We start from the raw sequence: 22,780 nt of genomic DNA on the forward strand, positions 1-22,780 counted from the left end.
AAAATCGAGCGAATCCACGGATCCGACCGCTACTCTCGGGAACCATGAGTGACAGTCCCGCCGCGCCGAGCGCCTACGAGGTGCTCGGCGTCAGCGCGACCGTCAGCCAGGAGGAGCTGCGCCGCGCCTACCGCCGGCTCGCCCGACTCACCCACCCGGACACCGGCGGCACCGCCGAGGCGTTCCAAGCCGTCCAGTACGCCTGGGAGCAGGTCGGCGACCCGGAGGACCGGGCGCGCTACGACCGCGGCGAGTCCCTGGTGATGGACGCCGTCTCCGGCGAGTCGGGCGGCGGCGGCTTCAGCGCCACCGTGCACCCCACCCGGTCGGCGGGCCGCGGGCCGACGGTCCGGGCACGCAGCTACGGCCACCCCGGAGGCCGCGCCCGCGAGCGCTTCCTCACCCTGATGCGCGAATGGATGGGCCGCGGCACGGATCTCGCCGACCCGTACGACCCCGCGCTGGTGCGCTCGGCGCCGCGTGAGATCCGCATGCTGCTGGCGGAGGCGCTCGCCGAGGAGGCCACCGCCCGCGCCGTCTCCGGTCTCGGCATCGGCTTCACGATCTGGAACGACGTCGCCGTGCACCCGGCCACCGACGCGAAACTCGACCACATCGTCCTCGGGCCGGCCGGTTTGTTCGCCGTCCGCTCCGCAGACTGGGGCAGCCCGGTGAAGCTGGCCAAGGGTGAGCTGGTCGGCTCCGGGATCGCGCACGACGAGGAGCCCTTCCACGAACTCCACAACTCCGCCAAGAGCTTCGGTCGCCAGGCCGGCGTCCGCTTCACCGGCCTGATCGTGGTCGTCCCGGACGACGCCCTGGCGGTGCCGCTCGATGTCGTCCAGCGCGGCCGGCTGGCCGGAGCCACGGTGGTGCGCCGGTCCCTGCTGCCGAAGATCCTCCGCGACGGCGCCGACGCGGCGGGCCGCGCGAGCGTGGACCGCGCCTTCGAACTGCGGCCGCGGCTGCAGGAAGCCGTGCGCTTCGTCTAGACGCCGCCGGGATCCCGCGGCAGAGTTGGCGGCATGGTCAACGCAATCGACATCTTCAGCGGCTTCAGCGTGAACGACATCGACGCCGCCCGCGACTTCTACCGCGACGCCCTCGGCCTGGACGTGACGGAGGGTCCGATGGGCAACCTCGACATCGCCCTCCCCAGCGGCGGCCACGTCTTCGTCTACCCGAAGCCCGACCACACCCCGGCGAGCTTCACCATCCTCAACCTCGCGGTGGACGACATCGACGCCGCGGTCGACGAGTTGAACGCCAAGGGCGTGGTCACCAAGATCTACGACGACGAGGACCTGCCCACCGACGAGAAGGGCGTCGCCCGTGGCCGCGCGGCGAACCGCGGGCCGGACATCGCCTGGTTCCGCGACCCCGCCGGCAATGTGATGTCGGTGCTCGCGGGCTAAGTCAGCCGCGCCAGCAGTCCCATCGCGTCGTACGGCGCGCGCACCTTCAGGTCGTTGTCGAAGTACGCGTACACATCCAGGCCCTCCCTCAGCCGCCCGCGCAGCTCGCCGGCCCAGCGGTCCAGCGCCTCGTCCGAGTACCCGCTCGCGTACAGCTCCTCGTCGCCGTGCAGCCGCACGTACACGAAGTCCGCCGTCGTCTCGCGCAGCACCGGATAGCGCCCCGCCGTGTCCGCGAGAACGACCGCGACACCGTGGTCGCGGCAGATGCGCGAGAAGGCCGGGTCGGCGAAGCTCGCATGCCGGGCCTCCACCGCGTGACGGAGCGGGCGGTCGTCGGTGCCGGAGTAATCGGTCCGGTCCTGCTCCAGGGTCGCGTCGGCGGCCAGCGCGCGGGCCGCGGCCGTCGTGGCCGGCAGCATCCCGAGGAAGTCGTCCAGCACCTCCGGGTCGAACTGCAGGGTCGGCGGGAGCTGCCAGAGCAGCGGGCCGAGCTTGGGTCCGAGCGTCAGCACGCCCGACGCGAACAGGTTGGCGACCGCGCCGCGCGCGTTCTTCAGCCGCAGGATGTGCGTGATGTAGCGGCCGGCCTTGACCGAGAACACGAAGTCGTCCGGGGTGCTGGCCGCCCAGTTGCGGTAGCTGGAGGGTTTCTGCAGAGCGTAGAAGCTGCCGTTGAGCTCGATCGAGTTCAAGCGCTCGGAGGCGTACTCGAGCTCGGCGCGGTGCGGCAGGCCCTTCGGATAGAACGCGCCGCGCCAGGGCGCGTACGTCCATCCCGAGATGCCCACCCGCGCCTGCGCCATCAGCGGCCCCTGAGCTGATCCAGGAGGCGGCGGTCGCGCTTGGTCGGACGGCCGGCGCCGCGCTCGCGCGTGACGTCCGACGGGGTCTCGGCCTTCGGCGGCGGGGGAGGCGTGCGGTCCTCGAAGCACTCCGCCGCGATCGCCGCGCCCACGCGCTTCACGATCAGCCGGCGGGCGATGTAGATCTTCTCGGAGCCGCCGACGTAGGCGCGCACCTCGTCGCCGACCTTCACCTGCTGCGAGGGCTTCGCCCGGTCGCCGTTCACCTTGAGGTGCCCGGCCTTGCACGCGTCGGAGGCAGCCGAGCGCGTCTTGTAGAGCCGCACCGCCCAGGCCCAGGCGTCGACGCGGACGGCGGTCGCGCCGCCCGGCGCGGTCCCGCTCATCGCGCGGCGGAAGGCTCCGCGGAGCGTTCCGCCTCCGCCTCCTCGGCGAGCGACGCCTTCCACTTCACCAGGCTGCGCACCGTCCTGCTGCGGTCGCTCGCCAGCGCCTCCATGACGTCGGCGGGCACGGAGTAGTTGACCGCCACCCACCCGCGCACGGTCTCCGACCGATCGGTCGCGAGCGCCCGCAGGATGTCGCACGGCGTCGTCTCGTTCTTCGCGACACAGCCCCGCACACCTTCGTCGGGGTCCTTCGCGAGCGTCTCGAACAGGTCCACTGGGGTGTTGTAGCTGGACGCGACGGCTTCCCGGATCTTGGGGTTCGGGTCGGCGGCGAGCAGACGGAGTCTCCGCAGCTTGCTCTCGGTCACCTCCGGCGCCGGGTGCAGCGCGGCGGCCTCCTCTGCCGTCAGCATCGCCGGGCGGTGATCGCGCATCGCCTGGCGCTGCGCGGGGGTGTTGAAGCGGATGCACGACATGCCTCCACGGTACGCGCTCGATCCATCGAAAGGCGGCCGTGACATCCAGAGAGTGAACAGCCTCCCAGCCGTGGCGGGTTAACGTGAATACATGGATTCACTGCTCCGACGGCTCGACCGGATCGCGGGCGGACGCCACGCCGGTTACACCGTCCCGGAGGAGGGGCGCGACCACCCGCGCACGCGCCGCGCGTTCGTCGTCATCGCCTGGCTGCTGGTCGCCGAGCTCGTCGTCGGCACCACCGCCGTCGTCATCGCCTCGGTGCTCACCTTCGACGGCGCGCCGGTCCCGTTCGCGGTCTGGATGCGCTCCGTCGTCGTGCTCGGGATGACCGTGACACTGTTCTACTTCGCCTGGCGCGCGCAGAAGGGCTACTACTGGGCCTACTCCCGGCTGCGGCTGTTCGCGAAGATCTTCCCCGTCGTCACGCTCGTCATCGCGGCGATCCCGGGCCTCTACCCGTTCTGGATGGTCACCGAGCAGATCGTGTTCAGCCTGATCCTCATCGGCGTCGCCGACTACCTCGACTCCGACCACATGCGGGAGGCCTTCCCGCGGCCGGCGCGCGCGGTCACGACCGCGCCGTGACGGCCTCCCCGCCGCGGCGCGGGAACCATGGCACGACCGGCGACGTGCGGCGCTGGTACTGCGCGTACTCGGGGTAGCGCGAGCGCGAGATGCTCTCGGTGAAGACCGTCGAGCCGATGAAGAGCCCGGTGAGCAGCAACGGCCCGATCACGGTCCACTGCAGCAGCGAGCCCGCCGCGGCGCAGCCGAACAGGAAGACCACCCACCACTGGGCCTGCTCGCAGAAGAAGTTCGGGTGCCGCGAATAGCGGAACAGCCCGGTCTGCAGGAAGCGCGGGCTCGGTTCGCGCCCTGCGTCGACCTCCGCCTTCTTCCACTGGTGGAAGTCCCACTGCTGCTGGTCGGCGATCGTCTCGCCCGCGAGCAGCACCAGGAACAGCACGGCGCACACGACGTCGAAGCCGTTCAGCGGCGTCGGATGCTGGAACGCGGTCCAGGCCGGGAGGGCGATCAACAGGAGCAGCACGTTCTGGTAGATCACGATGAAGAACAGGTTGAACACCGCGAAGGCGCCCGGGCCCATCCGGCCGCGCAGCACCTCCCAGCGGTAGTCCTCGCCACCCGGCGCGTAACCGCCCTTGCGCGCAAAATTGAAGGTCAACCGCGCGCCCCACAGCGTCACGAGCCCGGCCATCAGGTCGAGCCTGGCGTCCTGGAGACCGGCCGCGATCGCGAACACCCAGACGTAGACGACCGGCACGACGGACCAGATCCGGTCCACCCAGGAGTGCTCGCCTGTGATCAGCGACAGCACCCACGTCGCGGCGCACACGCCCGCGAGGATCCAGAGGCACAGGGAGAAGGGCTCCACGCCCACATCCTAGGGTCCCAGACCGCCCTCGACGGGAGGACCACGGTCAGTAGAGTGGAATCGTGGATGGTGTCGGCGCGGTGAGCTCGCGCGTGTGGACGATCCCGAACGTCCTCAGTTTCTTCCGGCTGGCTCTGGTGCCGGTGTTCCTGGCGTTCGTGATCACGGGGGAGGACGCGCTCGCCCTCCTCGTCCTCGTCGTCTCCAGCATCACCGACTTCCTGGACGGCTGGCTCGCCAGGAAGCTGAACCAGATCTCACGGCTCGGGCAGCTCCTCGACCCGGCCGCCGACCGGCTCTACATCTTCGCGGCCCTCGTCGGCCTCGCCTGGCGGGAGGTCATCCCCTGGTGGCTGGTGGCGGTGATCGTCGCGCGCGACGTCATGCTGGCGGTCCTCGGCGTGATCCTCGCGAACCACGGCTACGGCCCGCTGCCGGTCCACCACCTCGGCAAGGTCGCCACGTTCTGCCTGTTCTGGGCACTGCCGCTGCTCATGCTCGGCGAGGCGTTCGACCCTCTCGCGCCCTACTCGCTGCCGCTCGGCTGGGCCTTCGCGCTCTGGGGCGCCTTCCTCTACTGGTGGGCCGGCATCGTCTACATTCGGGAGACCGCCCGGGTCATCCGCCTTCCGGCCGATGACAGCGGGCCACATTCCGATAGGCTTGACCACGAGGAGGTTGACGGTGCCTGACGAGAACTACCCTGGATGGGCTTCTGCTGCTGACGACGGCCGCGACGCCGAGAACCCCCTGCGCGAAGCCGCGACGGGGAACGAGGACACGACGGCGCGCTTCGGCGAGGAGTTCATCTCCAAGATGTTCCCCATGGACGGGGAGATCAGCCCCGAGGAGCAGGAGGCGATCGCGGCGCTGCCGTCCGGCTCGGCACTGCTCATCGTGCGGCGCGGTCCCAACACCGGCGCGCGGTTCCTCCTCGACTCCGACGTCACGAGCGCGGGGCGTCATCCCAACGCCGACATCTTCCTCGACGACGTGACCGTCTCGCGCCGCCACGCGGAGTTCACGCGCCGCGGCACGGCCTTCGAGGTCCGCGACCTGGGCTCGCTCAATGGCACGTACTACGACGGCGTGCGCATCGAGAGCGCGCTGCTGAGCGACTCGTCCGAGGTCCAGATCGGCAAGTTCCGCCTCACGTTCTACGCCTCACGGCAAGACCTCGCCGCCGCGGCGAAGAACTAACGAACCAGTGGCCCGGCAAGCAGCGAGGGCGCACACCGCCCCGCCCGCACTGCTCTCGATCGGCCAGGTGCTGGCGCGCCTGACCCCCGAGTTCCCGGACCTGTCGTCGTCCAAGCTGCGCTTCCTGGAGGAGCGCGGGCTCATCTCGCCGTCGCGCACGGCGTCGGGCTACCGCAAGTTCTCGCCTGCCGACGTCGAGCGGCTGCACACCGTGCTGGCGATGCAGCGGGACAACTACCTCCCGCTCAAGGTCATCAAGAAGTACCTCGCCGCGGTCGACGCGGGGAGAGCCCGCCGCTGCCGGGCGGTGCGCGCGAAGGCTCGGCGTCGATGCTCCCCGCCGGCCGCCGGTTCAAGCGCGATGAACTGCTCCGCGAGGCGGGCGCCACGCCCGAACTGCTGCAGGAGGCGGTCAGTGCGTCGCTGATCGCGCCCGCCGAGGTCTACGGCGAGGAGACGCTGACGGTGCTCCGCGCGCTCGCCGAGCTGGCGCGCACCGGCATCGGGCCGCGCCACCTGCGCGGTTTCCGCGCGGCTGCTGAGCGCGAAATCGGACTGATCGAGACCGCCCTGGTGCCCCTCGCGCGCCGCAAGGACGTGACGGCCGGGCCGCAGACCGCAGAACTCGCCCGTGAGATCGCGGGGCAGCTCGACGTGGTCCGGGGCAGCATCATCCGCGCGGCGCTGGCCCGACTCCAGCCCTGACCGGCTCGACACGCCGACGACGTTTTCCGGATGTCGTTGCCCGGCGACCGGGGGATGGGTACCGTTGTTGAAGCGCCTCATCACGAAGCGCCCGATACGTCAACCGAGGGGCAGTCATCATGAGCGAACTGAGTCGTGACAACGACGCCGCCCGGTACGATCTGGGGCTGTTGTTCACCGACGGCCTGCCCGAGATGGACGACGCCAACGGCTACCGCGGCGCCGTCGCGGCCCGCGCGGCCGGCATCTCCTACCGACAGCTCGACTACTGGGCGCGCACCGGCCTCGTGGAGCCCACGGTCCGCGGCGCGGCCGGCTCCGGCTCGCAGCGCCTGTACGGCTTCCGCGACATCCTCGTGCTCAAGCTGGTCAAGCGCCTCCTCGACACCGGCATCTCGCTGCAGCAGATCCGGACGGCCGTCAACCAGCTCCGCGAGGCGGGCGTCAACGACCTGGCGCAGACCACGCTGATGAGCGACGGGGCGAGCGTCTATCTCTGCACGTCGAACGACGAGGTCATCGACCTGGTCAGCCGCGGCCAGGGTGTCTTCGGAATCGCCGTCGGCAAGGTCCTCCGCGAGGTGGAGTCCTCCCTCGTCGAGCTCGACACCCAGGGCGACGACCTCGACGAGCTTGCCGCCCGCCGCGCCGCCAAGTCCAAGGCCTCCTGAGCCGCACCTTTCGCAAACCGTCGAGTACGTCTTTGTCTGCGTACTCGGCGGTTTTTCGCTGAGTCCGTGCGTACTCAGTTGCCAGTTGCCAGTTGCTAGTTGCCAGTTGCTAGTTGCCGGCTGCGGCGTACTCGCCGATCTTGGCGGTGCGGAGGACGCGCTCCAGGAGGAGATCGAAGTTGTGCGCCATCTCCTGCGCACTTTCACCCGGCCAGACGTGCAGAGGCTTCGCGGCGCCCTGCGCCTGCTGCAGCGACGTGCGCTCGGGGAGCTGGGGCGCGAGCACCAGCGGGCCGAACATGTCGCGCAGCTCCTTGATGCGGAACTGGTGCTCCAGCGACTGCACGCGGGCACGGTTGACGATGATGCCGAGCGGCTGGAGGCGCGGCGAGAGGCCACGGCGGATCTCCTCGATCGCGCGCAGCGCGCGGTCGGCGGCGGCCACCGAGAACAGACCGGGCTCGGTCACGACCGCCACGCGGTCGCTGGCCGCCCACGCCGTGCGGGTGAGCGCGTTGAGCGACGGGGCGCAGTCGATCAGCACGAGCTCGTAGTCGTGCTCCACGTTGGCCAGCGCCTCTTCGAGCTTCCAGATGTCGCGGATGCTCGGGTGCGGACCGTCGAAGTTGATAGCGGACGGGCTGCCGATCATGACGTCGACCTTGCCCGGGCGTCCCTTGGTCCAGCCGGAGGGCGCGATCGCCGCCCGGACGATCTTCTCCTTGGGGGAGGCGAGCACGTCGGCGACGTTGAGGTGACCGGCGACCTGGATGTCCATGCCGGTCGAGACGTCGGACTGCGGGTCGAGGTCGACGACCAGCGTACGGAGCCCTTTGGCGAACGCCGCCGAGGCCAGACCAAGCGTCACCGTGGTCTTTCCGACACCGCCCTTGAGGGAACTAACGCTGAGTACGTGCACGACAGCCACGTTACCTTCACTAGTCTTGGAGTACCTAACCGTTTGCTGTGTGGTGCCGACCCCTGCTCGAAAGGTCCCCATGTTCCGTAAGATCCTCGTTGCCAATCGCGGTGAAATCGCCATCCGGGCATTCCGTGCCGCCTACGAACTGGGCGCCGCGACCGTCGCCGTCTTCCCCTACGAAGACCGCAACTCGATGCACCGGCTGAAGGCGGACGAGGCCTACCAGATCGGCGAGCCCGGCCACCCGGTGCGCGCGTACCTGGATGTTCAGGAGATCATCAGGGTCGCCAAGGAGTCCGGCGCGGACGCGATCTACCCCGGCTACGGCTTCCTCTCCGAGAACCCCGAGCTGGCCGAGGCCGCCCGCGCGGCGGGCATCGCCTTCATCGGCCCGCGCGCCGAGGTGCTCGAGATGGCCGGTAACAAGGTGACGGCCAAGGAGCACGCGATCGCCGCGGGCGTGCCGGTCCTGAAGTCCACCCCGCCGTCGCGCGATATCGAGGAGCTGCTGGCGGGAGCCGACGAGATCGGGTTCCCGATCTTCGCCAAGGCGGTCGCCGGCGGCGGCGGCCGCGGCATGCGGCGCGTCGCCCGCAAGGAGGACCTGCGCGCGTCGCTCGAGGAGGCCATGCGCGAGGCCGACAGCGCGTTCGGCGACCCGACCATGTTCCTGGAGCAGGCCGTCCTGCGCCCGCGCCACATCGAGGTGCAGATCCTCGCCGACGGCGACGGGAACACCATCCACCTGTTCGAGCGCGACTGCTCGGTGCAGCGCCGCCACCAGAAGGTGGTCGAGATCGCTCCCGCCCCGAACCTCTCGGACGAGATCCGTCAGTCGCTCTACCGCGACGCCGTCGCGTTCGCGAAGTCGATCGGCTACGAGAACGCCGGCACGGTCGAGTTCCTGCTCGACACCGCCGGCGACCGTGCGGGCGAGCACGTGTTCATCGAGATGAACCCGCGCATCCAGGTCGAGCACACGGTCACCGAGGAGATCACCGACGTCGACCTGGTGCAGTCGCAGATCCGCATCGCCGCGGGCGAGACACTGGCCGACCTCGGCCTCAGCCAGGACTCCGTGCAGATGCGCGGTGCAGCCCTGCAGTGCCGCATCACCACCGAGGACCCGACGGCCGGCTTCCGCCCCGACACGGGCAAGATCACCACCTACCGCTCGCCGGGCGGCGCCGGCATCCGCCTCGACGGCGGCACCATCAACCCGGGCGCGCAGATCAGCCCGCACTTTGACTCCATGCTCGCCAAGCTGATCACCCGCGGTCGCGACTTCCCGGCCGCCGTGCTGCGTGCGCGGCGTGCGCTGGCCGAGTTCCGCGTGCGCGGCGTCGCCACGAACATCCCGTTCCTCCAGGCGGTCATGGAGGACCCGGACTTCATCGCCGGCAACGTCTCCACCTCCTTCATCGAGGAGCGCCCCGAGCTCTTCAAGGGCCGTGAGTCGAAGGACCGCGGCACCAAGGTGCTCAACTGGCTGGCCGACGTCACGGTCAACCAGCCGAACGGCCCGCGCCCGGAGGTCGCCGACCCGGTCGAGAAGCTCCCGCGCCTCGACCTGAGCGTGCCCGCCCCGTCCGGCTCGCGTCAGAGGCTGCTCGAGCTCGGCCCGAAGGGCTTCGCCGACGCGCTGCGCGCGCAGACCGCCCTCGCGGTCACCGAGACCACGTTCCGCGACGCCCACCAGTCGCTGCTCGCGACCCGCGTGCGCACCAAGGACCTGCTCGCTGTTGCGCCGTACGTCGCCCGGCTCACGCCCGAGCTGCTCTCGGTGGAGGCCTGGGGCGGCGCGACCTACGACGTCGCGCTCCGCTTCCTCGGCGAGGACCCGTGGGAGCGCCTGGCCTCCCTGCGCGAGGCGCTGCCGAACATCAACATCCAGATGCTGCTGCGCGGCCGCAACACCGTCGGCTACACGCCGTACCCGACGCAGGTGACCGACGCGTTCGTGCGGGAGGCCGCCGCGACCGGCGTCGACATCTTCCGCATCTTCGACGCGCTCAACGACGTGTCCCAGATGCGCCCGGCGATCGAGTCGGTGCTCGCCACCGGCTCGGCGATCGCGGAGGTCGCGGTCTGCTACACGGGTGACCTGCTCGACCCGGCTGAGGACCTCTACACGCTCGACTACTACCTGCGCCTGGCGGAGCAGATCGTGGAGTCCGGCGCGCACATTCTCGCGATCAAGGACATGGCCGGCCTGCTGCGCCCGAGCGCCGCCGAGAAGCTGGTCGCGGCGTTCCGCGAGCGGTTCGACCTCCCGGTGCACGTGCACACCCACGACACCCCGGGCGGCCAGCTCGCAACGCTGCTCGCGGCGTCGCGCGCCGGCGCCGACGCGGTCGACGTGGCGAGCGCCCCGATGGCCGGCACCACCAGCCAGCCGAGCGCCTCCGCCCTCGTCGCGGCCCTGGCGCACACCGAGCGCGACACGGGCATCTCGCTGTCCGCGGTCGAGGACCTCGAGCCGTACTGGGAGGCCGTGCGCCAGGTCTACCGTCCGTTCGAGTCGGGCCTGCCGGGCCCCACCGGTCGCGTCTACAAGCACGAGATCCCCGGCGGCCAGCTCTCCAACCTGCGCCAGCAGGCCAAGGCGCTGGGCCTCGCCGAGGACTTCGAGCTGGTCGAGGACATGTACGCCGCGGCCAACCGGATCCTGGGCCGCATCCCCAAGGTGACCCCGTCGTCCAAGGTCGTCGGCGACCTCGCCCTGCACCTGGCGGCCGTCCGGGCGGACCCGGACGACTTCGCCGAGAACCCGCAGAACTACGACATCCCGGACTCGGTCGTCGGCTTCATGGCCGGTGAGCTGGGCGAGCTGCCCGGCGGCTGGCCCGAGCCGTTCCGCACCAAGGTGCTGGCGGGCAAGAACGTCAAGGTCGGCGTCGAGGACCTGCCGGCCTCCGACGCGGCGGCGCTGGAGGGCTCCAGCGCCGAGCGGCGGGCGACGCTCAACCGCCTGCTCTTCCCGGCACCCACCCGCATCTACGAGCAGATGAGGGAGCTTTTCGGCGACCTCTCGGTGGTCGACACTGTGGACTACCTGTACGGGCTCTCGCCGGTCGAGGAGCACGTCATCGAGTTCAGCAAGGGCGTGCGGCTCTACATCGGGCTGGAGGCCATCGGCGAGGCCGACGAGAAGGGCATGCGCACCGTCATGACCACGCTCAACGGCCAGCTCCGCCCGGTGTTCGTGCGCGACCGCAGCATCGTGGTCGAGACGAAGGCCGCCGAGAAGGCGGACTCCGCCAAGCCCGGGCACGTGGCCGCGCCGTTCTCGGGCGTCGTGACGCTGCACGTGGTCCCGGGCGATGTCGTCGCCGCGGGCCAGGCCGTCGCATCGATCGAGGCCATGAAGATGGAAGCGGCGATCACCGCCCCCGTCGCCGGCACGATCGAGCGCCTCGCCATTCCGAAGACCCAGCAGGTGGATGCGGGCGACCTCCTGGTCGTCATCACCCCCGCCTGACCGGCACGGTCCGCAGCGCTCCCCGCACAGTCGGGGAGCGCTGCGGCGTTCCCGGGCCGGGCGTCCGCGGTGTCGTGGCAGGCGGGTGGCCCGGTAAACTGTCGCAGTCGCCGCCGTCGTGCGGCAGGAGGAGTGCAAGCGTGGCAGACAAGCCGGAGGAGCCGGAACGCGGCGACCTCGCGCCGCGGGACGTCGAGCCGACGTTCAGGCCGTCCCCGCTCGAGGTCGACAGTAAGCTGAGCATCGCGGTCGACCTGCCTCCCGCCCCACGCCAAGAGGTCCCGGAGGACGAGGCCGCCGTCGCGATCGACGACATCCCTGTCGACCCGGGCTTCGTGGCGTCCCCGACCGAGCCCACCACGACCTCCGTCGCGATCGTCGCGTCGCGGCTGGCCACCGGCCCGACGCCGACGCAGGGGACCGCGGCGGACGGGGTCGCACCGCTGCCCGGCCACGACTCGCATGACGCCTACGCGCAGTCGCGCCGCGACCGCCTGCGCGGCGAGCACTCGCCGCAGCCCGAGCCCGCTGCGATGCTGACCGCCGACCGTCTGCTGGAGGTCAACCGCAAGACGCGTCCGGGTCCTGAAGGCCCCTGGCAGCGTTTCGTCTACAACACGACGTTCCGCATGGTCAACCTGGGCGACTCCGCCAAGGTGCGCGCTCGCAAGGAGCTCGACCACCGCATCCAGAAGCAGTTCGAGGGCGGCACCCGCTTCGTCCCGGTGCTCACCCGCAAGGGCGGCGTCGGCAAGACCACCGTCACGGCCCTGCTCGGGATGGCGCTGGCCGACGCGCGCGAGGACCGCATCATCGCGGTGGACGCCAACCCCGACCGCGGCACGCTCTCCGAGCGCGTTCCCAAGCAGACCCGCGCCACCGTTCGCGACGTCGTGCACAAGGCGGCGAGCATCGGCGGCTTCACCGACTTCTCGGCGCTCGTGTCGCGTGACGAGACCCGGCTCGACATCCTCGCCTCCGACACCGACCCGCTGCTGTCCGAAGCCTTCGACGAGAACGACTACAACGTCGTCGCCGACCTGGCGGCCCGGTTCTACTCGATCGTGCTGACCGACTGCGGCACCGGCATCGTCCACTCGGTGATGCGGGCCACCCTGCAGCGTGCGGACGAGATCGTCATCGTCTCCGGCGGCAGCGTGGATGAGGCGCGGCTCGCCTCCGAGACGCTCACCTGGCTGGAGGCGAACGGTTACACGGACCTGGTCCGCAACGCCGTCGTCGCCCTCAACACCGCCACGCACGCGACCAACCTGGTGAAGCTCGAGGAGATCGAGTCCCACTTCCGCTCGCGCGTGCGCGAGATCGTCCGCATCCCGTACGACCCGCAGCTCGCCGCCGGCTCCGTGGTCAACTGGAAGGACCTCAAGCCCCTGACCAAGCTGTCCGCCCGGGCGCTCGCCGCGCTCGTGGTGGAGGGCCTGCCCGCCGAGCGCGCCTGATCCCGCTCCCGTCCCACCCGCGCAGTCCGCGCCCGAGGAGATCCCTGTGACCGAACGTCAGATCCGCCTGTTCGGCGACCCCGTCCTGAAGACTCCGTCCGAGCCAGTCGGCGACATCGACGAGGGCGTCCGCGGCCTGGTCGAGGACCTGATCGACAGCGTCATCCCGCCGGGGCGCGCGGGCGTCGCCGCCCCGCAGATCGGCGTCGGCCTCCGGGCGTTCAGCTACAACGTGGACGGCGAGGTCGGCTACATCATCAACCCCGAGCTCGTGGAGGTCTCCGGCGAGCCCGAGCTGGTCGACGAGGGCTGCCTCTCGGTGCCGGGCCTGTGGTTCAAGACCTCCCGCTACCCGTTCGCCAGGGTGCGCGGCGTCGATCTGGACGGCAAGGAGATCGAGCTCTCCGGTACCGGCGTGATGGCGCAGGCGCTGCAGCACGAGACCGACCACCTCGACGGAAAGCTCTACCTCGACCGCCTGGACAAGGACACCCGGCGCGAGGCGATGCGTCAGGTGCGGGAGAGCGACTGGTTCTGAGTCCGTAGACTCGGTGCATGGACATTGCAGTCACCGGAGGATCGGGCAAGCTCGGGCGCACAGTCGTCCGCGAACTACGCGCGGCGGGTCACACCGTCGTCAACCTGGACACGACGGGGGAGCGCGGCCGCGGCTTCGTGCGTGTCGACCTGACCGACTACGGTCAGACGCTCGACGCCATTCTGGGCGTCAACGACCTGCACGACGGCTTCGACGCGATCGTGCACCTGGCCGCCATCCCGGCGCCGGGCATCCTGAGCGACGTCGCGACTTTCCACAACAACATCCGCGTCACGTACAACGTCTTCCAGGCCGCGCGCCGCGCCGGCATCAAGAACGTGGTCTATGCGTCCAGCGAGACGGTGCTCGGTCTCCCGTTCGATGTCCCGCCGCCCTACATCCCCGTGGACGAGGACTACCCGGCACGCCCGGAGTCCACCTACTCGCTGGTCAAGCACCTCGAGGAGCAGATGGCGATCGAGCTGGTGCGCTGGGACCCGTCGCTGAAGATCGTCGCGCTGCGGTTCTCGAACGTGATGGAGCCGGCCGACTACGCGGCCTTCCCGTCCTACGACGCGGACGCGCGGGGACGGAAGTGGAACCTGTGGGGCTACATCGACGCCCGCGACGGGGCCCAGGCCATCCAGAAGGCGCTCGAATGGGACACCACCGGCTTCGACCGCTTCATCATCGCCGCGGCCGACACGGTCATGTCGCGGCCCAATGCGGAGCTCGTGGCCGAGGTCTTCCCCGGCGTCCCGCTCAAGCGCGACGACCTCGACAACAACGAGACCCTGCTCTCCATCGACAAGGCGCGCCGCGTGCTGGGCTACGCCCCCCAGCACTCCTGGCGCGACGAGGTGTAGCGCTCCGCGATTCGTGCCGAATGTCGCGTCTGGCTCCGCCATTCGCGACATTCGTGCCGAATCGCACCATGGCGCGAACTGACGATTCGTGCCGAATGTGCGCTTTGCCGCGGCGATTCCCGCGATTCGTCACGAATCTCGCGTTGTTGCAGCGATTTCGACATTCATCACGAATGTGCCCTTTGGCGGGGCCTTTCCCGCGATTCGTGACGAATCGCGCGGGCGCGATGAGATGTGGAGAACTCGCGTTGTCCACTGATTCGCCACGAACGCGACGTGCGGCACGCTCGACAGTCACGATGAGGGGATGCGAACGCCACACCCTCTACCGACCGCCCTGGCCGGTGCCGCCTTCACTCCAGCGGAGGCGCGTCGCGCCGGAGTGAGCGCGTCCCGCCTCCGTGCCCGTGATCTACACAATCCGTTCCACGGCATCCATCTCTCGATCGCCCCGGCGTCGCTTCGGGAACGGTGCCTCGCGTACCTCCCGCTGCTGGTCGGCGGCGCCTACTTCAGCCATCAGACCGGGGCGGCGCTCCTCGGCGTGCCGATGCCGATGACGCCGGATGAAGGTCCGCTTCACGTGTCCGTGGAGTTCCCGCGATCACCGCCGCGCGGCCGGGGAGTGGCGGGTCACAGCCTGGGGAGCCTGGCGGGACAGGTGGTGGACGGCCTCCCGGTCAGCTCGGCGGCTCACGTCTGGTGCCAGCTCTCCGGAGTCCTCAGTCGCGAGGACCTCGTGGCGGTGGGAGACCACCTGATCGGCGCGCGCAAGCGCCCCGCTCTCGCCGACATCGACGAGCTCGTCGTCGCCGCGGACGAACTCCGCCGCACGAAGGGGGCTCGGGCACGTGCCTGGGCCCTCCCTCGCATCCGCCCCGACGCTGATTCGCGTCCCGAGACACTGCTGCGCCTGTTCCTGGAGTCTCGCGGCTATGGCGACTTGGAGGTCAATCATCCGGTGCCGGTGGGTCGCCGCGGCGTTGTGCTGCATCCGGACCTCTCCATCCCGGAGCGACGGCTCGCTTTCGAGTACGAGGGCGACGGGCATCGCGTGGAGCGTTGGCAGTGGCACAAGGACATCGAACGCCGCGAGCTTCTCGAGGCCGAAGGCTGGCGCGTCGTCAGGGTCACGGCGCACGACCTGTTCGGCGATCGCGACGCGTTCGCCGAACGTCTCAACAGATTCGTGCCGAATGTCGCCTTCGAGGGCGCCGAAGGCGACATTCGGCACGAATCGAGGGGTGCCTAGTGCGCCAGCGAGATCCCCTGCGTGCTCGGGTTGCCGCTGTAGACGCCGTCGATCACGTCGGCGAAGTCGGCGAGGATCACGTTGCGCTTGATGCTGAGCTTCGGGGTCAGGTGGCCGCTTGCCTCGGTCAGCTCCGTGGCGAGGATGACGAACTTGCGGATGCTCTCGGCGCGCGAGACGCCCTGGTTGGCCGCGTCGATCGCGCGCTGGATCTCGGCGTTCACGGCCGGGTTCACGGACGCCTCTGCGAGGGTCATGTCCTTGTCCTCGCCGTTGTTCGCCAGCCAGGTCGGCAGCATCTCGGTGTCGAGCGTCACCAGTGCCGCGATGAACGGCTTCTGGTCGCCGACCACGATCACCTGGCCGACCAGCGGGTTGGCGCGGATCGGGTCCTCCAGCACGGCCGGCGAGACGTTCTTGCCGCCGGCGGTGACGATCAGCTCCTTCTTGCGGCCGGTGATCGTCAGGTAGCCGTCCTCGTCGAACGAGCCGAGATCGCCGGTGCGGAACCAGCCGTCGTCGAACGCCGCGGCGGTGGCCTCCGGGTTCTTCCAGTACTCCTTGAAGACGTTGACGCCCCTGACCTCGATCTCGCCGTCCTCGACCAGGCGCACGCCGACGCCGGGGAGAACGGGGCCGACCGTGCCGATCTTGAAGGTCGACGGGAGGTTGACGGTCGCCGGTGCCGTGGTCTCGGTGAGGCCGTAGCCCTCCAGGATCTTGATGCCGAGGCTGTGGAAGAAGTGGCCGAGGTGCGCACCGAGGGGCGCGGAGCCGGAGACGGCGTACTTCACACGGCCGCCCATCGCCGCACGCAGCTTGGAGAACACGAGCCGGTCGTACAGAGCGAACTTCAGCTTGAGGCCGAACGGCACCGAGCCCGCCTCGACGGCCTTGGAGTGCTCGACGGCGACCTCGGCGGCCGCGCGGAAGATCTTCCCCGGCCGCCGGCCTCCGCCTTCTGCTCGGCCGAGTTGTAGACCTTCTCGAACACCCGCGGAACCGCCAGCAGGAACGTCGGCTTGAAGCTCGCCAGGGCGGGCAGGAGCTGCTTGGTGTCGGCCTGGTGGCCGACCTTCACGCCGGCGGTGACGCACAGCGCGGCGATGAAGCGGGCGAAGACGTGGGCCGTCGTGATGAAGAGCAGCGTGGAGGCGCCGCCCGGCTGCATCACGACCTCCTTCAGCGCCTCGGCGGAGTTGCGGGACAGCTCAACGAAGTTCGAGTGGGTGAGCACGCAGCCCTTGGGGCGCCCAGTCGAGCCGGAGGTGTAGATCAGGGTGCCGATGTCCTCGCCGCGGGCCAGGTTCCTGCGGCGCTCGATCTCGGCGTCCGGCACGTCGACGCCGGCGGCCACCAGCTTGTCCAGGTCGCCCAGGTGGAGCTGCCAGACGTCCTGGATGAGCGGCAGGTCGGCGTGCACCTCGTCGAACCGGGAGAACATCTCCGCGGTCTCCAGGATGATGGCCTTCGCACCCGAGTCGGACATGTTCCACTGCACCTGAGCGGGCGACGACGTCTCGTAGATCGGCACGAGCACGGCCCCGGCGAACCAGGTGGCGAAGTCGATCAGCGTCCACTCGTAGCGGGTCTTGCACATCAGGCCGATCATGTCGCCCGGCTGGATGCCGGCGGCGACCAGGCCCTTGGCGAGCGCGATGACCTGGCGGTAGAACTCCGCCGCGGTCACGTCCTTCCAGCCGTCGCCGTCCGGGACGCTGAACAGGGCCGCGTCCGGGGTCGCGGCGACCCGCTGCACGAGCAGGTCCGTCGCGTTGGCCTCCGGGTCGGCCGGGACGACTGCGGGGATTTCGAACTGATTCACGGTAGCTCCCTCGATACCGGGCGGGCGGGCAATCGGGCCGAATCGCTCCGGCTCGCAGTGGTTGATTACACTCTAGATGGTGCGGCAGGGAGTCTTCCGAGACGACCCGGTCCGCTTTCCCCTCATCGTCGCCCGACCCACACCCACCCGGAAGGGGCCCGCCTGTGCACGCCATCGGAATCGACATCGGCGGGACCAAGATCGCCGGAGCAGTCGTCGACGAGCTCGGCGCGATCGTCCGCGAGGATCGCGTGCCGACCGACGCGACCCGCCCCGAGGAGATCGAGAACGCCGTCGTCGCGATGATCGAGCGGCTGTCGGACGGCCCGGAGGAGATCGCGGGCGCGGGGGTCGCCGCGGCCGGTTTCATCGACGCGGCGCAGTCCACCGTGTACTACGCGCCGAACATCAACTGGCGGCACGAGCCGTTCCGGGAGAAGCTCGAGAAGCGCATCGACGTCCCCGTGCTCATCGAGAACGATGCCAACGCAGCGGGCTGGGCGGAGTTCCGCTACGGCGCAGGCCGTCTGGTCAGCGACATGGTCATCCTCACCATCGGCACCGGCGTGGGCGGCGCGATCGTCAGCAACGACCGGCTGTTCCGCGGCGGCTTCGGCGCGGGAGCGGAGATCGGCCACATGCGCGTCGTACCGGGCGGCCTGCCCTGCGGTTGCGGCGCGCACGGCTGCATCGAGCAGTACGGCTCCGGCCGGGCGCTCCAGCGGATGGCGAACGAGCTCGCCGACGCGGGCGGCATCGGGCAGTCGCTCGCCGACATCCGGAGCCGTAAGGGCGAGCTGAGCGGCAGCGACATCTCCGGGCTCATCGTGGCCGGCGACCCCGGCGCGCTGGCCGCCCTGCGGCAGCTCGGCGACTGGCTCGGCCAGGCCTGCGCGAGCCTCGGCGCCATCCTCGACCCGCAGCTCTTCGTGTTCGGTGGCGGCGTCGCGCAGGCGGGGGAGCTGCTCCTCGAGCCGATCCGGCAGGCCTACCTGGAGAACCTGCCCGCGCGTGGCTTCCACCCGGAGCCGGAGTTCAAGATCGCGGAGCTTGTCAACGACGCCGGGGTGGTCGGCGCCGCCGACCTGGCCCGCCTGCACGCGGCGCTCTGAGGCGCCTCCGTGCGCGCGACCGCGCATGAGCCGGTCCTCCCGGTGAGCGGGGCGGGGCACTAGGCTTTCGATCGATGTTCTACTGGCTGATGAAGAACCTGATCGCGGGGCCGCTGCTCCGAGGCGTCTTCCGCCCCTGGGTCGTGGGGCTGGAGAACGTCCCGGCGAACGGTGCGGTCATCCTCGCCAGCAACCACCTGTCGTTCATCGACTCGATCTTCCTGCCGATCGTCGTCGACCGGCACGTGTCCTTCCTCGCCAAGAGCGACTACTTCACCCGCCGAGGCCTGAAGGGCTGGGCGACCAGGGCCTTCATGAACGCCACCGGCCAGCTCCCCATCGACCGGTCGGGCGGCAAAGCGTCCGAGGCCTCGCTCAACACCGGTCTCGCCGTCCTGGCGCGCGGTGAGATCCTCGGCATCTACCCGGAAGGCACCCGCAGCCCCGACGGCAAGCTGTACCGGGGTCGGACCGGCGTCGCGCGGATGATCCTGGAGGCCGGCGTGCCGGTCGTCCCGGTCGCGATGGTCGACACCGCCGATATCATGCCGATCGGCAAGCGGCTGCCGCGCATCGGCCGGATCGGGATCATCATCGGCGAGCCGCTCGACTTCTCCCGCTTCGAGGGCATGGAGGGCGACCGCTTCATCCTCCGCTCGGTCACCGACGAGATCATGTACGCCCTGCACGCTCTCGGCGAGCAGGAGTACGTCGACGTCTACGCCAGCACGGTGAAGGAGAAGCGCGCGGCGCTCGCCTCCGACCCCGCCTCCCCGCCGCCGGTCGCGGTCCCGTCACAATCCGCCCCGACGACGCCGGAGGCCCGTCCGGCGCGATAGGCTCGGTTATCCCAATCCACCCGACCGAGCGGAACCAGAACAGTGCTGCAGACCACAGATCCCGTCGTGAAAGCTGACGACTCCGTGATCGAGGGCCTGGACTATTGGCGCACGCTCCCGATCAAGCAGCAGCCGCAGTGGCCTGACCCGGAGGCCGCGGCCGCGGCGTCCGCGGAGATCGCGACCCTGCCGCCGCTGGTGTTCGCCGGCGAGGTGGACCAGCTCCGCTCGCGGCTCGCTCGCGCCGCGCAGGGCAAGGCGTTCCTGCTGCAGGGCGGCGACTGCGCCGAGACCTTCGCCGGTGCGACGGCCGACCAGATCCGCAACCGGGTCAAGACCGTGCTGCAGATGGCCGTCGTGCTGACGTACGGCGCGTCCGTGCCCGTCATCAAGATGGGCCGGATGGCCGGGCAGTTCGCCAAGCCGCGCTCCAGCGACACCGAGACCCGCGGCGGCGTGACGCTGCCTGCCTACCGCGGCGACATCGTCAACGGCTACGACTTCACCCCGGAGTCCCGCACGGCCGACCCGCGCCGGTTGGTCCAGGGCTACCACACGGCGGCCTCCACGCTGAACCTCATCCGCGCCTTCACGCAGGGTGGCTTCGCCGACCTGCGAGAGGTGCACAGCTGGAACAAGGGCTTCTCCGCGAACCCGGCCAACCAGCGCTACGAGGGCCTCGCCCGCGACATCGACCGCGCCATCAAGTTCATGGAGGCGGCGGGTGCCGACTTCGACGAGCTGACCCGCGTGGAGTTCTACAGCAGCCACGAGGCGCTGCTGATGGACTACGAGCGTCCGATGACGCGCATCGACTCGCGCACCGGGACGCCGTACAACACGTCGGCGCACTTCGTCTGGATCGGGGAGCGCACCCGCGACCTCGACGGCGCGCACGTGGACTTCCTGTCCCGTGTCCGCAACCCGATCGGCGTCAAGCTCGGCCCGGCCACGACGGCCGACGACATGCGCCGCCTGATCGACGCGCTCGACCCCGAGCGCGAGCCCGGCCGCCTGACCTTCATCACGAGGATGGGCGCGGGCAAGGTCCGCGACGCCCTGCCGCCGCTGCTGGAGGCCGTGAAGAACTCCGACGCCAACCCGCTCTGGGTCACCGACCCGATGCACGGTAACGGGCTCACGACGCCGAACGGCTACAAGACGCGTCGCTTCGACGACGTCGTGGACGAGGTCAAGGGCTTCTTCGAGGCGCACCGCGCGGCGGGGACGCACCCGGGCGGCATCCACGTCGAGCTCACCGGCGACGACGTCACCGAGTGCCTGGGCGGCTCGGAGCACATCGACGAGGAGACCCTCGCCACCCGCTACGAGTCGCTGTGCGACCCGCGCCTGAACCACATGCAGTCGCTGGAGCTCGCGTTCCTGGTCGCCGAGGAGCTCAGCCTCGGCTGATCCGGCTGACACGTCAGAACGCCCTCATCCGGTGCGGATGAGGGCGTTCTCGCGTTGCGGGGGACGAGACTCAGAAGCCGGCGAAGTTGACCGTGACGGTCGACCCCTTGGGCGCCTCCGTGCCCGGGGACGGCGACACCTTGGAGACCACGAACCCGCCGGGCAGCAGGTCGGCCGCAGCGCTGTAGTTGAGCTGGAAGCCCGCCGCCTGCAGCGCCGCCTTGGCCTTGTCCCAGGTCTGCCCGACCACGTCGGGCACCGGCACCGGAGCGGGCCCGCGTGACGTCTCGAGTGCGAGCGTGTCGCCCGGGCGCACCGGCTGTCCCTGCGGCTGGGCGGAGATGACGTCGCCCTTGTCGATCGTGTCGCTGTAGCTCTGCGGGCCGGCGGTGGCGTGCAGTCCGACCTTCTCGAGCGCCGCGGTGGCGCCCGAGACCGACTTGCCTGTGACGTCCGGGATGGGGCCGACCGACACGACCAGGTTCACCGCCGCCGCCTGGAAGTAGCCGCCGCCACCGGAGATGTCGCTGCCGTCGGAGGCGCGGGTCGCGGAGATGACCGTATTCGCAGGGACTTTGGCGTCGAACTGCTGCGCGACGTCGCCGACCTTCGCTCCGGTGCCCGTGATCGCGGACTTCGCCGCGTCGAGGCTCGCACCGGCGAGGGCGGGGATGGTGACCGGCTTCGGGCCCTGCGAGACGCGGAGCGTGACGGTGCTGCCGCGGTTCGCGGACGCGCCGGCCTTCGGGTCGGTGCTGGACACCTGCCCGGCGGGGATGGTCACGCTGTACTCGGGCGCCTGAACGGTCTTGAAGCCCAGGTTCGTCAGGGTCGTGGCGGCGGCGGCGGGCGCTTGCGACACGACGTTCGGCACTGTGACGAACGAGCCCGGTCCCGAGCCGAAGTACCAGCCGGTCCCGCCGGCGACGGCCGCCAGCACCAGCACGAGCGCGAACAGCCACCAGCCCTTGCCGCGGCGGCGCCGGGCGGCCTGGGTCAGCGTGTCCGTCGCGGTCGGCGTGCTCGAGGCGACCTGCTGCCGGATGGCGGGGTTGATGATCTGGGTGTCGCCGTCGGCGATGTCGAACGCGGGCGGGAGCACCATCGTCGACTGCATCGCGACATCGCCGCGGATCGACTTCTCAGCCTCGATGAGGCGGTCGAGCATCTCGCGCGCATCGGTCGGCCGGCGGTCCGGGTCCTTCTCGGTCGCCCACAGCACGAGTTCGTCCAGCTCCGGCGGCACGGCCGGGTTGGCGCTGCTCGGCGCCGGGACGGGGTCGTTCGCGTGCTGGTAGGCGATCTGCATCGGCTGCTCGCCGTGGAACGGCTGAGTGCCCGTGAGCATCTCGTACATCATGATGCCGAGCGCGTAGATGTCGCTGCGCGCGTCGGCGACGCCGCGGGTGACGAGTTCGGGGGAGAGGTAGGCGATCGTGCCGAGGAGCGCCTGCCCGGTCGCCGTGTTGGCGCTGGCGGCGCGGGCGAGGCCGAAGTCGCCGATCTTGATCCGGCCGTCGTCGGCGAGGAGGACGTTCTCGGGCTTGAGGTCGCGGTGCACGATTCCGGCCTTGTGCGCGGCGGCCAGGCCGCTGAGCACGGCCTCCATGATGTCGATGGTCTGCTCGGGGGTCAGCTTGCCGTAGTCCTTGAGCAGGTCGCGCAGCGTGATGCCGGGCAGGTACTCCATGACCAGGTACGCCATGTCGGAGTCCTGGCCCTGGTCGAAGACGTTGACCACGTTGGGGTGGGCGAGCCGCGCGGCCGAGCGTGCCTCCTGCACGAAGCGGCTCTTGAAGGTGTTGTCATCGGCGAGGTGGCCGTGCATGACCTTGATCGCGACCCGTCGTTCCAGGCGCAGATCGGTGGCGAGGTACACCGTCGCCATACCGCCCCGGGCGATCCGCGAGCGCACCTGATAGCGGCCGTCGATGAGACGGCCGATCATCGGGTCTGTCTGGCTCGTGGTCACGGGTCGAGTCTAGGGAACGGGGCGGCCGTGAAACCTGC

Annotated in this window: 22 protein-coding genes and 1 pseudogene; 16 read left to right on the forward strand and 7 right to left on the reverse strand. The window is 70.1% G+C overall.

Going from position 1 to position 22,780, the window contains the following annotated elements; all coding sequences use genetic code 11:
* Positions 1–44 precede the first annotated feature (44 nt).
* Together ACR5MH_RS01915 and ACR5MH_RS01920 are read left to right on the forward strand one after the other, a co-directional pair.
* Positions 45–992 carry a J domain-containing protein gene (locus tag ACR5MH_RS01915; protein ID WP_431350199.1) on the forward strand — a complete coding sequence of 316 codons (948 nt, stop codon included), beginning with the start codon at positions 45–47 and terminating at the stop codon, positions 990–992.
* Between the two features lie 33 nt (positions 993–1,025).
* Positions 1,026–1,415, forward strand: coding sequence for a VOC family protein (locus ACR5MH_RS01920; RefSeq protein ID WP_431350200.1), 390 nt, complete (start codon positions 1,026–1,028; stop codon positions 1,413–1,415).
* Here ACR5MH_RS01920 and ACR5MH_RS01925 read toward each other — a convergent pair.
* The 3 genes from ACR5MH_RS01925 to ACR5MH_RS01935 are packed head-to-tail and all read right to left on the reverse strand — an operon-like array spanning position 1,412 to position 3,086.
* Positions 1,412–2,221 (reverse strand): DUF72 domain-containing protein, encoded by an 810-nt coding sequence (locus tag ACR5MH_RS01925; RefSeq protein WP_431350201.1) that lies wholly within the window; start codon positions 2,219–2,221, stop codon positions 1,412–1,414. The two genes, ACR5MH_RS01920 and ACR5MH_RS01925, sit on opposite strands and share 4 nt — an antisense overlap.
* A complete protein-coding gene (locus tag ACR5MH_RS01930) occupies positions 2,221–2,607 on the reverse strand; it encodes an RNA-binding S4 domain-containing protein (protein WP_431350202.1) in 387 nt (128 codons plus the stop codon). The genes ACR5MH_RS01925 and ACR5MH_RS01930 overlap by 1 nt, the downstream gene beginning before the upstream one ends.
* Positions 2,604–3,086, reverse strand: coding sequence for a hypothetical protein (locus ACR5MH_RS01935; protein WP_431350203.1), 483 nt, complete (start codon positions 3,084–3,086; stop codon positions 2,604–2,606). The genes ACR5MH_RS01930 and ACR5MH_RS01935 overlap by 4 nt, the downstream gene beginning before the upstream one ends.
* A 91-nt stretch (positions 3,087–3,177) precedes the next feature.
* Between ACR5MH_RS01935 and ACR5MH_RS01940 the strand changes: the two genes are divergently transcribed.
* Positions 3,178–3,675, forward strand: coding sequence for a hypothetical protein (locus ACR5MH_RS01940; protein WP_433862218.1), 498 nt, complete (start codon positions 3,178–3,180; stop codon positions 3,673–3,675).
* Here the strand turns inward: ACR5MH_RS01940 and ACR5MH_RS01945 are convergent.
* The gene (locus ACR5MH_RS01945; protein ID WP_433862219.1) at positions 3,659–4,486 is read right to left on the reverse strand and encodes a DUF1295 domain-containing protein; all 828 of its coding nucleotides are present in this window, start codon (positions 4,484–4,486) and stop codon (positions 3,659–3,661) included. The genes ACR5MH_RS01940 and ACR5MH_RS01945 overlap by 17 nt on opposite strands.
* Positions 4,487–4,548: 62 nt before the next feature.
* On the opposite strand from ACR5MH_RS01945, the gene ACR5MH_RS01950 reads away from it, so the two are divergent.
* The 5 genes from ACR5MH_RS01950 (at position 4,549) to ACR5MH_RS01970 (ending at position 7,062) form a co-directional block, all read left to right on the forward strand.
* Complete coding sequence (locus tag ACR5MH_RS01950; protein WP_431350205.1) at positions 4,549–5,178, forward strand: CDP-alcohol phosphatidyltransferase family protein; 630 nt, start codon at positions 4,549–4,551, stop codon at positions 5,176–5,178.
* Entirely contained in the window at positions 5,171–5,686 is a 516-nt protein-coding gene (locus ACR5MH_RS01955) for an FHA domain-containing protein (RefSeq protein WP_433862220.1), read from the forward strand. Before ACR5MH_RS01950 ends, ACR5MH_RS01955 begins: the two co-directional genes overlap by 8 nt.
* 7 nt (positions 5,687–5,693) lie before the next feature.
* On the forward strand, positions 5,694–6,113 hold the full coding sequence (gene ftsR, locus ACR5MH_RS01960) for a transcriptional regulator FtsR (protein ID WP_433862221.1): 420 nt from the start codon (positions 5,694–5,696) through the stop codon (positions 6,111–6,113).
* A 38-nt stretch (positions 6,114–6,151) separates the two neighbouring features.
* Positions 6,152–6,391 (forward strand): hypothetical protein, encoded by a 240-nt coding sequence (locus ACR5MH_RS01965; RefSeq protein WP_433862222.1) that lies wholly within the window; start codon positions 6,152–6,154, stop codon positions 6,389–6,391.
* 194 nt (positions 6,392–6,585) lie between these two features.
* Entirely contained in the window at positions 6,586–7,062 is a 477-nt protein-coding gene (locus ACR5MH_RS01970; RefSeq protein ID WP_433862588.1) for a MerR family transcriptional regulator, read from the forward strand.
* Positions 7,063–7,171: 109 nt separating this feature from the next.
* Here ACR5MH_RS01970 and ACR5MH_RS01975 read toward each other — a convergent pair whose 3' ends face one another.
* Complete coding sequence (locus ACR5MH_RS01975; protein ID WP_431350206.1) at positions 7,172–7,981, reverse strand: ParA family protein; 810 nt, start codon at positions 7,979–7,981, stop codon at positions 7,172–7,174.
* Between the two features lie 79 nt (positions 7,982–8,060).
* Between ACR5MH_RS01975 and ACR5MH_RS01980 the strand changes: the two genes are divergently transcribed.
* From ACR5MH_RS01980 to ACR5MH_RS02000, 5 genes are all read left to right on the forward strand, one after another.
* Entirely contained in the window at positions 8,061–11,465 is a 3,405-nt protein-coding gene (locus ACR5MH_RS01980) for a pyruvate carboxylase (protein WP_431350207.1), read from the forward strand.
* Positions 11,466–11,605: 140 nt separating this feature from the next.
* Complete coding sequence (locus ACR5MH_RS01985; protein ID WP_431350208.1) at positions 11,606–12,925, forward strand: AAA family ATPase; 1,320 nt, start codon at positions 11,606–11,608, stop codon at positions 12,923–12,925.
* A gap of 46 nt (positions 12,926–12,971) precedes the next feature.
* Positions 12,972–13,463: a peptide deformylase gene (gene def, locus ACR5MH_RS01990; RefSeq protein ID WP_431350209.1), complete on the forward strand. Its 492-nt coding sequence runs from the start codon at positions 12,972–12,974 to the stop codon at positions 13,461–13,463.
* Positions 13,464–13,480: 17 nt separating this feature from the next.
* The gene (locus tag ACR5MH_RS01995; protein WP_431350210.1) at positions 13,481–14,329 is read left to right on the forward strand and encodes an NAD-dependent epimerase/dehydratase family protein; all 849 of its coding nucleotides are present in this window, start codon (positions 13,481–13,483) and stop codon (positions 14,327–14,329) included.
* Between the two features lie 307 nt (positions 14,330–14,636).
* On the forward strand, positions 14,637–15,581 hold the full coding sequence (locus tag ACR5MH_RS02000) for an endonuclease domain-containing protein (protein ID WP_433862224.1): 945 nt from the start codon (positions 14,637–14,639) through the stop codon (positions 15,579–15,581).
* Here the strand turns inward: ACR5MH_RS02000 and ACR5MH_RS02005 are convergent.
* Positions 15,578–17,406 (reverse strand): annotated as a pseudogene (locus ACR5MH_RS02005) (AMP-dependent synthetase/ligase). The gene ACR5MH_RS02000 and the pseudogene ACR5MH_RS02005 overlap by 4 nt on opposite strands.
* A gap of 164 nt (positions 17,407–17,570) precedes the next feature.
* Between ACR5MH_RS02005 and ACR5MH_RS02010 the strand changes: the two are divergent.
* The 3 genes from ACR5MH_RS02010 to ACR5MH_RS02020 all read left to right on the forward strand — a co-directional run bounded on the left by ACR5MH_RS02010 (position 17,571) and on the right by ACR5MH_RS02020 (position 20,770).
* Positions 17,571–18,518 carry an ROK family glucokinase gene (locus tag ACR5MH_RS02010; protein ID WP_433862225.1) on the forward strand — a complete coding sequence of 316 codons (948 nt, stop codon included), beginning with the start codon at positions 17,571–17,573 and terminating at the stop codon, positions 18,516–18,518.
* 74 nt (positions 18,519–18,592) lie between these two features.
* Positions 18,593–19,357, forward strand: a complete 765-nt coding sequence (locus ACR5MH_RS02015) for a lysophospholipid acyltransferase family protein (protein ID WP_431350212.1) — start codon at positions 18,593–18,595, stop codon at positions 19,355–19,357.
* A gap of 66 nt (positions 19,358–19,423) precedes the next feature.
* Positions 19,424–20,770 (forward strand): class II 3-deoxy-7-phosphoheptulonate synthase, encoded by a 1,347-nt coding sequence (locus ACR5MH_RS02020; RefSeq protein ID WP_433862226.1) that lies wholly within the window; start codon positions 19,424–19,426, stop codon positions 20,768–20,770.
* 70 nt (positions 20,771–20,840) lie between these two features.
* Here the strand turns inward: ACR5MH_RS02020 and pknB are convergent, their stop codons facing one another.
* Positions 20,841–22,742, reverse strand: a complete 1,902-nt coding sequence (gene pknB / locus ACR5MH_RS02025; protein WP_431350214.1) for a Stk1 family PASTA domain-containing Ser/Thr kinase — start codon at positions 22,740–22,742, stop codon at positions 20,841–20,843.
* Positions 22,743–22,780: the final 38 nt, after the last annotated feature.

It is taken from the genome of Streptomyces sp. L7 (genome assembly GCF_050990935.1).
Lineage (GTDB): Bacteria > Actinomycetota > Actinomycetes > Actinomycetales > Microbacteriaceae > Leifsonia.